Source organism: Microcoleus sp. B13-B6 (genome assembly GCF_036705405.1).
Classification (GTDB): Bacteria; Cyanobacteriota; Cyanobacteriia; order Cyanobacteriales; family Microcoleaceae; genus Microcoleus.
The window spans coordinates 1-14061 of sequence record NZ_JAUBUJ010000142.1 but is presented as its reverse complement, the minus strand read 5'-3'; the positions used below and the strand labels follow the sequence as shown (position 1 = coordinate 14061).

Annotated in this window: 10 protein-coding genes; all 10 read right to left on the bottom strand. The window is 46.5% G+C overall.

Annotated elements, in window-relative coordinates; genetic code table 11:
- Positions 1-27: 27 nt before the first annotated feature.
- Entirely contained in the window at positions 28-2811 is a 2784-nt protein-coding gene (locus tag QUB35_RS35785; RefSeq protein WP_333147330.1) for a DUF1156 domain-containing protein, read from the bottom strand.
- Positions 2808-6236, bottom strand: coding sequence for a protein NO VEIN domain-containing protein (locus tag QUB35_RS35780; protein ID WP_333147327.1), 3429 nt, complete (start codon positions 6234-6236; stop codon positions 2808-2810). Before QUB35_RS35780 ends, QUB35_RS35785 begins: the two co-directional genes overlap by 4 nt.
- A 307-nt stretch (positions 6237-6543) precedes the next feature.
- Positions 6544-6897, bottom strand: coding sequence for a XisI protein (locus QUB35_RS35775; protein WP_333147325.1), 354 nt, complete (start codon positions 6895-6897; stop codon positions 6544-6546).
- Entirely contained in the window at positions 6885-7190 is a 306-nt protein-coding gene (locus tag QUB35_RS35770; RefSeq protein WP_333147332.1) for an element excision factor XisH family protein, read from the bottom strand. The genes QUB35_RS35775 and QUB35_RS35770 overlap by 13 nt, the downstream gene beginning before the upstream one ends.
- Before the next feature lie 126 nt (positions 7191-7316).
- Entirely contained in the window at positions 7317-7439 is a 123-nt protein-coding gene (locus QUB35_RS35765; RefSeq protein ID WP_333147323.1) for an element excision factor XisH family protein, read from the bottom strand.
- Positions 7440-7556: 117 nt separating this feature from the next.
- Positions 7557-8825, bottom strand: coding sequence for a glycosyltransferase family 4 protein (locus QUB35_RS35760; RefSeq protein ID WP_333147321.1), 1269 nt, complete (start codon positions 8823-8825; stop codon positions 7557-7559).
- A gap of 160 nt (positions 8826-8985) precedes the next feature.
- Entirely contained in the window at positions 8986-9423 is a 438-nt protein-coding gene (locus tag QUB35_RS35755) for an ATP-binding protein (protein WP_333147319.1), read from the bottom strand.
- Between the two features lie 546 nt (positions 9424-9969).
- Positions 9970-10968 (bottom strand): sugar transferase, encoded by a 999-nt coding sequence (locus tag QUB35_RS35750; RefSeq protein WP_333147316.1) that lies wholly within the window; start codon positions 10966-10968, stop codon positions 9970-9972.
- A gap of 520 nt (positions 10969-11488) precedes the next feature.
- Positions 11489-12157, bottom strand: coding sequence for a DUF3318 domain-containing protein (locus QUB35_RS35745; RefSeq protein ID WP_333109239.1), 669 nt, complete (start codon positions 12155-12157; stop codon positions 11489-11491).
- Positions 12158-12330: 173 nt separating this feature from the next.
- Complete coding sequence (locus QUB35_RS35740) at positions 12331-13959, bottom strand: DUF2079 domain-containing protein (protein ID WP_333147314.1); 1629 nt, start codon at positions 13957-13959, stop codon at positions 12331-12333.
- Positions 13960-14061 lie beyond the last annotated feature (102 nt).

Below are 14061 nucleotides of genomic sequence, written 5' to 3'. Positions count from 1 at the left end.
CTCATTATTGTCTCGGATGATTCACTTTTACGCCCTCAATCCGTCTATGTGCCAGTTGGGGGTGCGGAATGTGGGTTGTATGAGACTGGTGAGGTTTTCCAAGTTAGCGCCGAGTCCCTGAGCAATCTTGCGGGCGGCATCATATTCCAGGCTAAAGCCTGTGATTTTTGCTTTTTTGCCTGTGCTTTCGTCGTCATCATCGCTAAGATCTTCTTCCTCTTGTGGAACAGGCATCTTGCCTGTTTTTCCATCACCTTGTGGAACAGGCATTTTGCCTGTTTCTCCATCACCTGATGAAAGTGTCCACAGCCACATGGCAGTTAATCGAGCATCTTCTTCAAAGCTGGAAGTGTCTGCATCTTTGAAAATGGTGCTGAGTGCTTCTTTGGAAATCGCAGCCCAGACATATTCGAGATATTCGCGGAGGGTGACGATTTCACCGCTGGCTTTTTCGACACTGGAATAACGGGAGAAAATTTCGAGGGCGGGCCCCAAACAAGCAAAGATGGCATCGGCTCCGACTACGCCTTGATCCGTGAGGCGCGGCATCCATTCTTTGATCCGTTGCGGTAGTTCTTGTAAGACATCGCGCCAATCGCCAATTTCTTCGCGTAATGTGCCATCGGGGTTTTCTCTAGGGCGGCAGACAAGGTGAACTGATGAGGCAAGGGCTGCAGAGTCTTGCGCTCTTAGTCTTCCAGGTCTTTCAGTATCAATAGCCCATGAACCAGTAATTGTCCATCCTGCATCAATCATTGCTTGTAGCTGTGTTTCCCATCCTGAAGTGGATTTGTGAGCAAATACAACAATTCCAATTCCAGAAGGCTCTACAATGCGACAAGCCTCGGTAAGTGCTTTGGTCATAGTATTCTGAAAGTAGTTTTTATCTTTCCCTTCGTTCAAATTAACTACACATTCAGTTTCCTTGGGAGTTAGTTCTAAATTATTAGATATTATTCCAGTACCTGCAAGGCTTCTTTTAAGCCAAACCCAAAAGAAGTCAGATAGCTCTGCATATGGAACAGAATCATAATATGGTGGATCGGTAAATACAGCAGTACAAGAGTCATCAGGCAAAGAGTTTTCTGTAGCGCAGTTTTGAGAGATTCCTCCTGATAGATTGTAATTATCTTGCTTACTTTGAACAGCAATTGTTTCAGCAATATCAGCAAATATTCCTTCCAGTCCACCACTTGAAAGTATTGCAGGCGATTCAACGAAATCCCACAACATTGGTATAGCTTGCCTACCGAATGTGTAGCCGATAGCCTCATTTTGTGCAATCCAACGACAAAATGCTGAATCTCTATCAGTTTGTTTGCTTACAGCTAGCGCAAGACAAGTGATTATTGCCTGAGAAAAGTTCTTGTCTTGAGTGATTTCTATTTTTTTAAATATCTTTCTAAGAATCGTCCATAGAGTTGTATGTTCTAATAGCTGCCTTAGCGTAAAAAAGTTTGAGAATGCTTCAATGCCATATTTGCGGGTGCGATAACCGCCGCCTTTACCTCCAGTGCCATCTATTGGTGTAGGCTCATTTGGGATAAAGCTTAAAAAATCCACATGACTACTTTTTAGGATTTCCAACTTATTTAAAACTAGACTAATTACATCTAGATCATTTCTCTCTGGTAGACAGTATGTACGACCTTTCTGCCCAGCAACAATTTTAACGATAAGTCGAGCATCATAAGAACCGCCCTGTCGCTCTTTGATCTGCCGTCTTACTGAAATAACTGTTGTTGTATATTCTGTAATAGGACAAGTAGCAGAGCCTTTTGCCACCGTTCCCTTCTCAACTTCCTTCTCACTCTTCGGCTCAAAAATTTCCAACAAAGGACGGCGCACCTTGCGCGTTACCCCATTGGCATAAGTCACTTCTATCGTCTCAGTTTGCACAATACCCGAAGCATCCCGTACCCAGCGCAAAGCCCTATATCTCCCTGCTTTCTTTGCCAACCAAAGACTACGCATTAACGGCACTTCCACAGGAATCCCCGTCCCATCATCAGGAGCCTCAGAAATAATTGTCCTAGCCCATAAATAAGCAATCGGTGTACTTCCATCAGGGTCTTTAGGATAAAATTCAGCTAATTCCTTCTCTGCTTCTTCCTTAACCCATTGTCCCCATTTCCGCACCTCATCCGCTAACTTTTGCCCATATTTAGGAATATATTCCAACACCACCTTATTTAACAAAACCGCCACCGGATTCAAATCCGAAGCAAAAGCATCCGCCCCCACCCGCAGCGCTTCCAAAGGAATCGAACCACCCCCAGCAAACGGGTCAACAACTAGGGGACGAGTTCGGGGAACGCCGCCTAAAGCTTCATGGGCTGCTTGAGTTAAAGCGCGACTGGTTTCTAAATAGTCTTGCTGTGTGGAATTATCCCAATTAGCAAAATCCGCAATAAAATCCAATAACCGATAGCGGAGAATATTGAGATGCTGGCGATTATTAGAATCTAACTGATTTTCCGTTTTTGCTAAAACCTTCCACTTACTCCAATTTTCAGGAGAACAATGATTAGCTAAATCCTTATCCGTCGCCACTTTCTTAGCAAAATCATTAAGAATGCTGGCTGCTTTATCCCGAAATTCTTGAGGGCAGAGTTCATCAACAGGATCGATCCACAATGAAGCACAAATCACCGCCCGACACGCGGCCAAAGGTCGCCTCGCCCACCAAATATGCAGCGTGGAAATATGCCCGTGACGGATAGATTTTTCCCGTCTGGCGTGGGCAGAAATCCGCTTGATGGGGAGGTCAACTTCAATGAGGCGTTTGGGATAATTAGTTTTGTTAATCACTTGCTCGCCTCCAAAATTTTCTCTGCATCAACATGATAATGTTCAATCTTCACTAACGGTTCCCATCCCAACTGCACGGGGTCTTGTATTGAACGCACTTCTGGAGTAGAGGCACAGTTAAAGACTACATACAGCCAGTAGTCTTTTTTTAAGCGTTCTGCTGTCTTGTATTCGTTGGTGGTGAGGGCTACTTCACCCACCCGCGATCGCCCTTTAACCTCAATAAACCTCACCGCGATCGCCGTGCTTGGATCTTCTGGATGAGGTTTGCGGGAGATTAAATCAAAGCCGCGATTCTCCTTTTCTACACTCACCACCAGCCAGCCCCTCGCCTCCTCGTAGGCAATAACTGCCTCGACTGCAATTCGCTCAATTTCGCGATCGCTAACCATAGCAGCCATTTCAGGGGATGTGCGTTCTGGATGGGGAAGTACCCAAGCCCGTCCGTGATGTTGAATATCCGCGATCGTGCAACTGCGCTCTTTTTCGAGTTCCTCCCGCCGCGTTTCCAATCGCCCGTTTAACTCAAACAATCGGTCTTCCATTTGCTTGAGGCGGCCGTCTAGTCCAGATTCCTTGACACCAGATTCTTGTCGCGAAATTAACTCAGCAAACTGACACTGCACTTTGTCAATAATTGTACTAAAACTAATTTCCATGTGGTCAGAAATAGTCTTAACTTCCTGCTGTCGTTGAGTCCTGATTTCTGTCAAAAAACGATTCAATTCTTGTTCTATCAACGCTTGTTCTGTCTGGTCGCGACTGGGTAAATCGGTATCATTTGGCAAACTAACAACCAACTTGGCACTATCAGTTACTGGCACCAAATCTAAAAATAAAGTCGGCTGTCGCACAGTCATTGTCCCGTCGATTTCCGTCTGCACCACATAGACACGTTCGTGCAGCTTGTTACCGCGTCCATCGGCGATCGCCGCCGAAAACACATCCAATCTCGCAGGTCGATCGCGATGCAAATCGAAAAACACTGCCCCGTGGCGCAAATCATCCTGTACCCGCATTAGCACATCTTCCCGCACGCACTCAAACAGCGGATGTCCGGGCGTCACCCATTCCAGCGTTGGGTCATCTGTCAACTTATGTTTATCAAACGTAATCTTTTTGTAGTCATGACCCAATTTGCCAAAGCGGGTTTCCAAACGTTCCCCGATCGGCCATAGAGTACGCGGTACTCGCCCAATGCGGTACACCTTCTGATGCTGGCGCGTTTCCTTGGGGTGAATCCCCGAAATCGGCGCCGCTTGCACAAAAAAGTCATCAATCACTTCTGGCACTAAACGTCGCTCTTTTGCTTCTGCTGATTTACCAATAATCGCACTTAAGTTCAGTTCCCGCTTAGCTAATCCTTCTAAAGCGGAATTCGTGAGGCGGCGGAATCGATCGGTGTCCACTTGCTCGACGATGCGGTTCTTAATCACATCTTCCGTCAAGTTGTGAGCGTACATCTCCCGAATCATCCGTTCTAGCTGATTGGCCGGAAAAATATCGCCCAAAACATTAAACACTTTGCCAGTGCGTTCTGGATCGATGTCAATCTCGATCGCCCGGATGCGCTCAAACAACTTCCACAACACCCGTCCTTCGCGGGTATTCGTCGAAACAAAGTTAAAAATCAGACAATCCTTATCCTGACCGTAACGGTGGATGCGACCCATCCGCTGTTCCAAGCGCACCGGATTCCAGGGAATATCATAGTTAATCAGGAACCAGCAGAATTGCAAGTTAATGCCCTCCCCCGCCGCTTCCGTCGCCACCAATACCTGACAATCTTCCCGAAACTCGCGTTCAGAATAAATTCGGGTATTGGGCGTATCCCTGTCTCCAATTTTCATCCCCCCGTGAATCTGAGTCACCGATAGTCCCCACTCCCGCAGCTTACCCACCAAATAATCCAAGGTGTCTTTGTGCTCGGTGAAAAGCAGCAGTTTCATCAGCGGGTCTTGGAATATGCCTTTCTGGGTAATAGCTTCTTTCAGTTTCACCAGTTTCGATTCAACTTCTCGTTTTTCCAACGTCCGCGCTTGGTCGATCAGTTTGTTCAACTGATAGATTTCTTGTTGCAGCGCTACGGGGTCAATGGAAGCGACGACTCCTTCCAAATCTCCCAGAATTTTTTCCTGTTCTGCTTCAGTCAATTCATCAAAATCCTCTGGAACTTTCTTAGCAATCTGTTCGGCCCGATAAGCCTCTGGGTCTTCCAATATCCGCTGGCGTTTATCGCGCATTCGTTCTAAACTTCGCCGCACTGCGTAGACACTAGATGCGAAACGACGTTGCAACATTGCCATCGTAAAACCCAAGGCGCGACCGCGGGCGGAATCATCGGCCGATGCTTTGATTGACTGGTCTTCTACATACTTAGTCAAGTCGTCGTAGAAATCCAATTCTTCGTCATCAATTTGAAAGTCGATGGTTTCAACTTTGCGATTAGTAAATAGCTTTTTGGCTTGACCTGTTTCTGTATCGGGGAAAGTAACCAGAGCTTCTTTAGTCCGCCGCAGATAAAACGGAGCATTATTCCGACGCATTGCTTCTTCTAAACTCGTAACATCACCATAAACATCGCGGTCTAGAAGTTCTAGGAATAAACAAAAGTTTTTGGGGTCGCCTTTATGAGGCGTGGCGGTCATTAATAAGTAGTGGTCGGTGAGTTTGGAGAGTTCTTCACCGAGTTTGTAAGCCAAGGTTTTATCATCGGAACTATAGGCGCTCATCTTGTGGGCTTCATCCACAATGATTAAGTCCCAATGACTCCGCAGGAGACTATTTTTGGCATCTTCAATGCGGGAAACCCAGGATATTGAGGTTATGACTTGTTTCTTTTCTTTCCAAGGGTTAGATCCGTAATTTGCCCGCAGGACATCGCCCCGAATCACCTCAAAATCTTCGCGGAATTTGTCTTTGAGTTCCCGCTGCCATTGAAATGTGAGGTTGGCGGGGGTGACAATTAAGGTACGCCTGACTAAGCCCCGGACTTTGAGTTCTTTGAGTAGCAGTCCGGCCATGATGGTTTTACCAGCACCGGGGTCATCGGCTAGCAGGAAGCGGATGCGGGGTTGTTTGAGAAAGTATTCGTAGACGGCTTCTAGTTGGTGGGGCAGGGGGTCTACATGGGCGATCGCCAGGGCAAAATAAGGGTCATATTCGTAGGCTAAACCCAAGCGCAGGGCTTCCACGCCCAGGCGAAAATGCAGGGCGTTGCCGTCAAAGGGTTCTTGTTCTGGCGTAGCTTCTAGTTGAGCCACCTGTTCTTTGGACAGAATGGGCTCGTAAACTTGGTTGGTATTGATTCCTTTGCCGATGAGTTTAATGGCATCTCCCATCGGCACTACCATAATTACTTTTACAGGTTCTGGGAAGAGGGAGCCTCGCAGAATTACATTGGACTTCATTTGCTCTACTTGCATCAGCTTTCCATTCCCCAAACAGGATTTTATAATTAATACGGTCTAGCTGCTAACTTTAGTTTTTTATGGATAAAACAATATAATTAAGTAGCTATTTTACACCCATCTTACTAATTTTATCTTATCAACGGGAGCGATTTCATTTACCGGAGCGATCGCCCCTAGCGCTCATTTCGGCAAAGGCTCCAATATTTTCTCAGAATGACTTGCTGCAACCGCCGCAAATAAAGCTTCATAATGATTCAAAGCTTCCTCCAATCCGTGACAGCCAAAGGAGTGAAATGAGGCTATAAATTTTTGTCTCTCGTCAAACTGTGGCAAATTCTGTCCAAGGTCTTTTGCTAGGATGATGAAACCCCAAAACAATATCGCCCTTAGAAATTCCTGCTGCTAGTAAATCATCAACTACGCACAAATCCGTCCAATCTTCTTCCACCCAAATTTTACCATCTTTAATGCGAAGATACATGGTAATGTGGCGGAGCCGTTTTTTGCCATCCCACCCCGAATGAAACCATAGATAGTGATCTCGTTCTTCGTCAAATGCTAGACGATGCTCTGGCTCTAATTCATCTAGTGCGATCGCCCCTTTGACGGTCATTTCATAATATCCAGTCAATATTTGTTTAATTGTATTGCGATAGTATTCTAATTTATCCATTCCAGAATTTCCTCCTTTGCCATTTCAACTACCATTAACAAAACCTGATTTTCATTAGTAATTACTTGGATAGACTTGCGTTTAAAAAAATCTTGGTATACAATATCATCAATTGCCAAATAGAGCCTGTATTCTGGAGCCGTGAGTTGAATCAGATTTCGGTAGACAATGTATTGACCGAGGGCGCCGTGAAAATCATACATTAGCGATCGCCCAATAAAGCTCTTAATTTCAACAACTATTTTTTGTCCTTGGCGTTCTGCGGCGATCGGCTTTTCTGCTGCTATAGCAATCCTAAATGATTTGTGTAATTATTGTAGGGGCTCTCCCCACGCCCGGTTGCCCCGCCTTGGGTGGGGTAGGCACGGGGAGTAGGGGTAGCACTACCCCTACATATTTTTACAACTGATTTAGGATTGCTATATATCGGCATACAACTCCGCATCCTCATATTTGATGAAGTACGGGTCAGCCGTAATTATCCAACCATCTTTTAGCAGGGCATTTTTAACTGCATTGTGATAGGTGTCTTTGGCAGGCATTGTAAAAATAGTTAAATATTACTCGCTCTTTAAATACAGTAAATACATTATAACTCTTAAGATTCGGTTTCACCAAGAAACAAATAACGGTTGGTACTCACTAACCTAATGAGCTTATTATTTCGGCAAAGGCTGCAACAGCTTATCACCATGACTTGCTGCAACCGCCGCAAATAAAGCTTCATAATGATTCAAAGCTTCCTCAAATCCGTAATTCTCTACAGCATAACTTCTGCCTTGTTCGCCCAACGCATCCACCTTAGCAGGGTGCAGGTACAAATCCTCAACAGCCTCCGCCAAAGCCTCCGGATCTTCCGGCGCTACCACCACCCCGCCACCGCTTTGCTGCACAGCTTTGTGGGCCGTACCGGTTTCGGGAACCGAAGCCAAAATTGCCCTGCCGCTGGCGAGAATTACTTGAATTTTTGAAGGCATATTGAAGTTAGTAACGCGGCGCTTTTGTACAACTAAACTAACATCAGCAGCAGCTAACAATTCTGGCAATTTTTCTCGCGGTTCAAATGGTAGCAGCATTACATTATTAGCTTTGTAAGTTTCGCAATCTTGTTGCAAGCGCGCCAAGGCTGTTGATTCCCCCACAATTACAAAAGCGATTTCGGGTATGTGTTTCAAACGAGCCGCTGCTTGGACAACTGTTTGCAAGCCTTGAGTTAGGGCAATGTTGCCAGCATAAAGAACGACAAATTTGCCATTAAGTTTGTGAGTTTCTCGAAATGAGTTATTTTCCTTGGGTAAAGGGCGAATGAAATTAACATCAACCCAATTGGGAACGCAAACTATTTTTTCGGGGGGTACTCCTTGAGAGTGCAATTTGGTGACAAAACCGCTGTCGATGACGCTAACTTGGCTGGCTGTGCAGTATGCCAATTTTTCCAAAGCGTCAGCAATGCGAACTAGCAGTCCGTTTTTTTTGACCAAGCCGACGCGCACGGCTGCTTCTGAGACGATATCCTGAACGTTGAGGACGATCGGGCAAGCGCGAATCCAGCCGTAAAAGGCGACTGGGACGCAAATCGGTAAAGGGGGCATTGTCGAGAAAATCACGTCGGGACGCCAGCCTCTGAAGGCTTGGACGGCGCTGGAGACGACAAAACTGCCGTCTAGCACAAGTCGGTCTAGGAGGCTGGGGTGGGGGCCGTTGACGCGCAGATAGCTGCGCTGAATTGTGACGCCGTTGTGTTCTTCGGTGAGGTAAAATTGGCCCTCATATGGCGGATAAATCCGGCGCTGGGGATAGTTGGGCATTCCTGTGACGACTCGGACTTGGTGCCCGCGCTTGACTAGGCCTTGCGCTAGTTCTGTCATCAGGGGGGCAATGCCGATCGGCTCTGGATAATAGTTATAGGAATAAATTAGAATACGCATAATATTTATTTTGAAGCAAATTGTCCTGCAGCCGCTTGCATCGAGCCTGCACCCGCAGAATTGCAGAGGATGTGGTTGGGTTCCGGGTAGGACAATAAGGGGCGAGGGATCTTTCACTGCTTGGGAAAGAAGCCGCCCTTACCGGGCGGGTATCGCGCCCTCAGCTAATGTTTTTTCGCATTACCAGGCAGTTGCGGCGATCGTCGGTACGGATATACCGAAGCTCGTCTGTGAGCTTGTACATGAACACCAGTCCCCTTTCTCCGTCTCTGTCCAAAGGATCGCGCTGCTCTTGCATGATCGAGTGCAGCTTTGCTTCTAAGTTGAAGGGTTGACCCCTGTCCCAAATCCTAATTTCTAAGTAATCGGCAAACACTTTTACCTCAATGTCTATGGGCGTCGTGGGGGGCAAGTTCTGGTGAGCGTGGCGGACAGCGTTTGTAAAGCCTTCGTTGATTATCAGCCGACACTGCCACCAGAAATCCGCTGGTATCATTGGCAAAACGATATTCTCCAACCATTCCAAAACGGATGTTAAAGCATTCAGGTCTGTTTCAACCTGCAGGTGCCACTCGGCCTTTGGTTGCTTGTCTTTCATCTTTCTTCCCCCAGGTCGGCCCCCACCACCGCTGTACTCAGCGCCGGAGGGAGAGAAAAAGGAGGGCAAGGTCTTGGCAACATATTAGTTAAGTCAAGCTTGAGTTGAAGAAGCCCGTTTTGCCTCAAGGTGAGCATTCCTTTCGCACCATTTACTCGCACAGCAAATGAGAGACTTCCGATACTGTAAGCCGCCTCGGTAGGGCGTTTAAATAGGGAAAATTTCCGAGTCAGCTTGCGAGGCAGTGATTTAAGCTTCGACCGTGTTAGCAGTCGCTACTTTTCTAAACACAGGTGAGTTCTTCTCGTCCTCGAAAATCATGCTGGGAGCATTTGAGTATGACTGGAACTGGCTAATTGCTAATTATTAATGCTCTGATTGCAGAGCTGGCAACTAGCTGTGCATTTTCTGGGCGTGTGAATTTTAACACTTAATGCTAACGTAGGTATTGCTAGCGATCGTCTGCTTGACTAAGTATCAAGTTTGAGTTCCCGCCGCCCGTCGGCAACAGCACCTGAAAGTTCAGGGCTGGGTTGTTGAGGGCTCCTACACAGCGCCACTATTTTTGTTAAAAAGGACTGTTACAGTTTTAACAATTAGTTTCAAGTCATACACCAGGCTCCAGTTTTGTTGGTATTTTAAATCTAAACGGATGACATCTTCAAAATCGCGGACTTGAGAGCGACCGTTGACTTGCCATTCCCCGGTCATCCCGGGTTTGACATCCAAACGCTGCCACTGAGGGACTTCGTAGCGCTCAACTTCGTCTGGGGTAGGCGGTCTAGTGCCGACTAGACTCATTTCGCCTTTGAGCACGTTCCAAAACTGCGGCAGTTCGTCGAGGCTGGTTTTGCGTAAGATGCGCCCGACTTTGGTAATCCGCGGGTCGTTGTCATTTTTGAAAAATGCGCCAGAAGCTTGGTTTTTGATTTGGTCTTTCATGGCTTCGGCGTTGGTACACATCGATCGAAATTTCCAAATCCGAAATTGTCTGCCCATCCAGCCACAGCGGGTTTGACCGAAAAATATCGGGCCTGGATCGTTGATAGTGATGGCTGCAGCTATGGGTACAAGCAAAATTCCTGTAATCACCAAACCGACGATTGCCCCAACAATGTCTATCAGCCGCTTCACCCACGATTGCACTGAAGGGTGGGTCATCGGTAGGTGATTGTCCGAGGGGTTGGTCTCTGTGGGAGTTGAGGTTGCAGAGGGCTGCTCGATCGTCAGCACTTGATCTAGGCTGGTGAGAGCAAATACTGCCATCACCTGTGGCTTGAGACTTCGGAGCACCAAGTCGCTGCCACGCTGTTTGGCAAATTTCAGATTGCTGACTAAAGCACCGATCCCGCTACTGTCGATGAATGTCGTCTGACTAAAGTCTAGGACAATCTTGCTGGGAACGGTGCTTCCCGAAAAAAGTTGCTGGCAGGTTGTCTTGAAGTTTACGGCTTCAAGTACGCTCAAGCGCACGGGTATGTGAACTGAGGGAATCTCGTCCGAGTACGTTACCCGAAAATCTGCCTCTGGGGTTTGACTGACCATGAAGTCCTGGTTTCAAATTTCAAGCTGATGTCTTTAGCCTATTCTGTCCTAGCAGATCCACCTTTACCAAATATTATGGTTAACAAAAGGCTAGCTTTATACAAACTTTACAAAAACGCCTGCCAAGTCGCCCGCCGAGAATGATATCAAAGGCAAAAATAGACTTATAGCCTTTCGAGCTCTCATATGAGGTACTCATGGGCATAGGGCATAGGCCTCCGTGGGCATAGGGCATAGGCCTCCGTGGGCATAGGGCATAGGGCATACCTCACCACGCTTGAGAACCGCTATAAGTCTATTTTTGCCAGTTTTGGCCCAAAGATTTTTGAACGCAGTCGCTGTCAAACTTTGACATCGGAATCAAGATTTTTGTGGATTCAGGCCCATTAATCTTGTCGTTAATAATTTTCGTGCCTCTCTTGCACCGGATAACTATCGCAGTTAACAGTTAACAGCTAACACAGAAGTCAACAGTTAACCGTTAACTGGAAAACCCCGTACCAAGCGTCGGGGGATGAGGTTAAGAATTGTAGACGTTTTCTGACTGGGATGTTTCGCGGGTGATGGGTTTGACTTTGGCTTTGGCTTTGGCTGCGTTGCGTTTGAGGGCCTGCAGACGAGCTTCGTATTTAGCCCGCTGCTGTTTTTTGGAGGTTTGCTCGATTAAGGTTTTTAAGGCGCTGCCGAGGCTTTTGTAGGCGTTTGGGAGAGTGTAGCCGAAGCGGGTGGCTAGGGCGAGGGCTTTTTCGTCGGCGTCTATTGCTTCTTTTAAACTTTTCTCTCCGTTGTTTTTTTGGAAAAGTCTCCAGCCGGAGACGCCGCACAGGGATAGGGCCAGTAACAGCAGCAAGCCGTCTTGCACCCAAAGTTCGCCGACGGCGCCGCCTAAACCAATGGCGAGGGCTGCCATTTCCCAACCGTCTCTGGGAATGGTGTCGTTTTGGATTCTGGCGACTTCGTGCCAAAATAGGAGGTTGCGCTGATCCATTGCTAGCTGTTCCCAGCGGATCAGGTCTATTTGGATTTCTACCTGGTCTTTGCCTATTTCTTCGCTGCGGATCAGGGTAGGATTAACTTCTATTGTTTTTTCTACTGTTACCCAACTTTGGAGTTCTGGGGGCAGTATGTTTTTCAAGCGCCGGATCTCACTCATCTCGGCTCTTGCTGTAGAGGTTGCATAGGATGTCATAGCTCCGGCCTATTGATTTTCCAAAGGTTAATATGTGTCTGTTTCTGGAGTATAGCAAACCTTTAATGCAAATATAGTCGAGTAACAGGGGTCGATCGACCAATACTTGCAATTTTACTTGATTTTACTCTCAGGGGGCGATCGCAACTGCCTGCTCGATCCTTGACTTTCGACTATTTCATCAACGGTTCGATTTCTTGCCGCAATTTCGACCAAGCCGACAAAACTTCCGGCTTAGAAGTTATGCCTTTTTGCACCAAAACAACTCCGTCCAATACTTCAGCAATTCCGTACAAACCATTCCGCAGAGCTACATCAGTAAAACGCACTCCCCCCCGAACTCTACCTCTGTCAACCTCAGCTTTCAAATTATTTTGCTTCAACTGCCACAAATCTAACAGCGCATAATCAATATCAACAACTTTTCCCTCTTCGTCTTTCATCTGCATCACTTCTAAACGGATGATGTTCCGGCGGCCCGAAAGGTGGGAAACGATATAACCGCTGGTAGAAACGCTAGCATCTTGGGGAATCAAACTTAAGACTTTTTTGACATTAGCTGCGTGTCCGAGTTGAGCCGGCAAAGATTGATAAACCCAAGGTTGAAAAGAATAAGGAGAGATGAAATACAAAGCTCGATTCGGATTGGAAGTGTACGTAAGCAGTATTGACAGACCGATACACCCAATCCAGAAGCGGTGGAACCTGGGTTTGAATTTATCTTGATGTTGCGACCACCACAGGATTGTACCGTAAAACAACCCCGGAATTATAGCAAATGTGTAGCGGGTGTTGATACCAGTAGCGGCCTTATTAACAACTTGCAGCAACAGAACCAGTAAAGGAAAAACAGTCATTAACCAGGCGCTAGGAGTAATCACAGGTACAAAGGCTAGCGGCAACCAATGACCTAAAAGATATAAAATTCGCCTACTTGCATCTTTAAAAAATACTTCTATTATAAGATGAGGTTGACTGATAATCGCCCAAAGCAGTTCTAGTGTTGACGGGTTCTCGGTTTTGACAAATTTCCTAAAGTAAGTAGCTAAGTACAAGCGGGAATTGTCAACCGAAAACATCGGCATAATTGTATTAGTTATGAACACCACGTAGCTAAAGCTGAGAGCGCACAAAGCTAGGCCGACGCGGGGGTAGCGCCGACTGACAATTAAATACGCTCCGATGCCAAACAAGCTAATTCCAGCATCTTCGCGAGTGCCTAATGTTAAAACTGCGAACAGCCAAAATAGCGGCCAGCGCTGCTTTTCTAATGCGAGGAGCAAGCTAAATATAAATAGAGGAATTTGGCAGTGTTCGTAAAAATTTCCCAGCGTCGGCCCGATGACACCATTTGCTCCGTAATAGCTGGCTACTATCATTACCGACAGGGGAACTGATAGATAGTGTCTTGCTAAGAAATACAGCACTATTCCGGCTGCGGCAATTAAAGAAACTTGCAACACTATCAGGGTAATGGGAGATGGAAATAAGGCATAAATAGGCATCCAAATTAGAAAATCGATGACGAAGTGTTGCCCTAAATGAATGTAAAATGGGTAGGAAAGTTGTCTGTCCATCAGCGAAGCGCTGGAGGCGGCTGAGGACATTGAACTTTGAAAAAATCGACCGTGTATGCTATTCCAAAATACTTGGTTAAATAGACCGTGATCGTAGGTGGATAAGAAGCTTTCGTAGCGAATTATGCTAAAAGTTAAAACTAATACAAAAAAGATGGTTGCTAGGATTTTAACTTGACGCAATCCTGTTTGATTGTTCCAGTAGTAGAGAGGTTTAAATTTCATAGTTTTTGCTGAACGCGATATTTGCTGGGAGCATCTCACCTTTGCAGCCCTCCGCTAGAAATTGGAGTTTTGAGGCAGGAGGCAGGAGGCAGGAGGCAGAAG